Consider the following 2,543-nt stretch of genomic DNA (forward strand, 5'->3'; position numbering starts at 1 on the left):
TTGGAAACTTTATGACAAAGACGAAAATGGTGAGAATATTGAAACTATGGTCACTCTTGATGAACTCAAAGAAGCAACTTATCTCGCTCTTGAGAAGTTTGGAACATTAAAAAACATAGGAGTTTAGCGATGAAATCTCACTTTAAACAAGAAACACTTTTAGTTGAACTTCCTATTGCTGGGAAGATTAGAACACTAAAGGAAAAGCTTGAATACTACTCTGAACTATTAAAAGAGTGGACTATAACAGAAATTGGATTTAAAACTGATTTAGGAAGTGTTCCTCAGTTATTTCAATGGCTTATTCCTAAGGATGGTAAAGCATCATACCCTTTCATTAATCATGACAAAATGTACAGAGAAGGTAAGCATCCTCAAAAGATTTGTGATGATGTTTTAAAAGAGGGTTGTAAGGCTACTGGTGTTGCATGGTGGAGAAGAGTTGTGATAAGAGAGGGATTAAGAGTTGGCGGTTTTGTTGCGTATAACAATTATAGAAAAAATGACAAAAAGGAAATTAGATGAAGAAAATATTTTTAATGGCAATTATTGCCTTGATTGGGTTTAGTGGTTGTGCAACAGACAAAGCTTATGAAGTGGGTAAAAGTGTCTATATTGGTGGTAAATCAGTAGTAAAGGCAAATGATGACTTGATAAGGAAAAGCACTATGGACACACTTAAAAATGTAGATAGAGTTGCTGTTGGTTATAACACGATTAGAACTGAGGTACGCACAGACCTTAAAAAAAAGATTGTAGATACCAACTCTACAAAAATAAAATAGTTTTTTGGTGTTGGTGGTAAAGAAATGGTAAATATAGCAATTCCAAATGAAATGATATTGCAACTTATAGTAGGAGCTTTTACCGCTGGAGCTCTTGTTTTTTGGGTAAAAAATTCTATTAATCAATCAAAGAAAAATGATGAAAAACAAGATCACCAGATACAAAAAATGCATGATGCTTGTGACAAGATGAAAGAAGATGTACTCAATTTGCAAAATAATACTATGTCAAGAAAAGAGAATTTTAGAGTATTCGTTTCAAAAGAGATGCTTCAGGAGATGTTAAAAAACATAGATAGTACCGTAAATCAGGTTCTCGAAGAACTAAAAGGTAGAAGATGAATAAAAGTTTAATGCAGAGAATAAAAGAGGCAGAGGGTTTTAGCGGAACTGTTTACAAGTGTACTCAAGGATTTGACACTATTGGGTATGGTACAAAACTTCCTATCACCAAAAAAGGAGCTGAGCTATTAATTCAACTCCGACTTAATGAGAAGATAGACAGATTGCATAAAAAGCTAGATTGGTTAGATGAGCAACCTCAAACAGTAAAAGAGATACTTTATGATATGGCTTACCAGATGGGTGTAACTAAAATAATGGCATTTAAAAAAACTTTAGCATACATAAAAGACAAAGACTATACAAATGCAGCAAAAGAGATGCTTGATAGTGGTTGGGCTAACCAAACTCCTAAAAGAGCTAAGAGATTATCAAAGATGATGAGAGAAGCTAAGTAATGAATAAAAATAAAAAGTTAGCAAAAAAAGCTTTTTTTGAAGCACAAAAAGTTAAAAAAAGTGTTGCTGGCACTGTTACTAAAAGGGTTGGTAATCTTGAACAAAAATCACATAGCCACACTAATTTAACAGATTTAAATAATCTTAATTTAGTTTTGTTACAAAAGTTTTCTGAAGTTGATGGAAAACTTTATTTTAATGATATGGAGGTATCTTATAATGTCAATCCTTAGTGAAACCAAAACAAACTTTAGTGGTTTAATGGGAGTAGTGAGAGAAGAACTTGATAAAGACAATGCTAAAAGGTTGACAGGAGATTTGTATGCTAAAGCTTTAACTACAACCATAAACCATGCAGTTACCAGTGCTAAAGACATGGCTATGAATGGCTCTTTAATAGAAGATAGAAAAAACTTAGTTAAAGAGCAAGTAAAAGAAGTTACTGCAAAAATTACATATGTTGAGGCTCAAAAGGCTCAATTGGTACAGAGTGTTATAGATAACAAACATATTCATGCAGCAGAAGGACTTAGCGAAATGATGAGTTACATGTACTCGAATGACTACACACCTTCAGTAGCTATGCAGACTTTTATGTTAGGAATATACTCTAACATGGCTAAAGATATACCAGGTCTTAGTGTTCCAATTACTACCATAGGTACCAAAGTGTAATGTCTGATTTTGACAATGATTTTGATCAGGAGATAAGTGATGATATAGATGATATAGAAAGTGGTGGGTGGGATGATGACAATGAAGGAGAGTCACAAACACTAAATAAAAACATACCACCAGCTACTGAATTTGAATTTGATACTGAGTTGAATTTAAAATCTAAGACTACTAATGTATTTGGTCCAGATGGAATAGAAAGCCACAAAGAAACAACAAGTTCTTTTGATTTTGATTTTGATGAACTTACTTTTTCACCCTATGATAAAACTAAACAAATAGAAACATTTGGAAGTATAGAAGCTCACTTATATGAGGCAGGTCTTTCGATGCAAGAAGTACA

The 2,543-nt window shown here is 33.0% G+C and carries 7 protein-coding genes; all 7 read left to right on the plus strand.

Translation table 11 applies throughout. The features are described from left to right. The first annotated feature begins 129 nt into the window (after positions 1-129). The gene (locus tag QZZ48_RS15315; protein ID WP_294967125.1) at positions 130-525 is read left to right on the plus strand and encodes a DUF1353 domain-containing protein; all 396 of its coding nucleotides are present in this window, start codon (positions 130-132) and stop codon (positions 523-525) included. Then, entirely contained in the window at positions 522-785 is a 264-nt protein-coding gene (locus QZZ48_RS15320) for a hypothetical protein (protein ID WP_294967126.1), read from the plus strand. The genes QZZ48_RS15315 and QZZ48_RS15320 overlap by 4 nt, the downstream gene beginning before the upstream one ends. Before the next feature lie 24 nt (positions 786-809). Continuing rightward, positions 810-1,127, plus strand: coding sequence for a DUF4047 domain-containing protein (locus tag QZZ48_RS15325; protein ID WP_294967127.1), 318 nt, complete (start codon positions 810-812; stop codon positions 1,125-1,127). Next, positions 1,124-1,525 (plus strand): glycoside hydrolase family protein, encoded by a 402-nt coding sequence (locus QZZ48_RS15330; RefSeq protein ID WP_294967128.1) that lies wholly within the window; start codon positions 1,124-1,126, stop codon positions 1,523-1,525. The genes QZZ48_RS15325 and QZZ48_RS15330 overlap by 4 nt, the downstream gene beginning before the upstream one ends. Next, on the plus strand, positions 1,525-1,758 hold the full coding sequence (locus tag QZZ48_RS15335) for a hypothetical protein (RefSeq protein WP_294967129.1): 234 nt from the start codon (positions 1,525-1,527) through the stop codon (positions 1,756-1,758). The genes QZZ48_RS15330 and QZZ48_RS15335 overlap by 1 nt, the downstream gene beginning before the upstream one ends. Then, on the plus strand, positions 1,745-2,200 hold the full coding sequence (locus QZZ48_RS15340) for a hypothetical protein (protein ID WP_294967130.1): 456 nt from the start codon (positions 1,745-1,747) through the stop codon (positions 2,198-2,200). Before QZZ48_RS15335 ends, QZZ48_RS15340 begins: the two co-directional genes overlap by 14 nt. Continuing rightward, positions 2,200-2,543: hypothetical protein (locus tag QZZ48_RS15345; RefSeq protein WP_294967131.1), on the plus strand; the 344-nt coding region annotated here is incomplete at its 3' end. The genes QZZ48_RS15340 and QZZ48_RS15345, both read left to right, overlap by 1 nt.

Origin of the sequence: Sulfurimonas sp. (assembly GCF_016744025.1) — a bacterium.
Classification (GTDB): Bacteria; Campylobacterota; Campylobacteria; order Campylobacterales; family Sulfurimonadaceae; genus Sulfurimonas.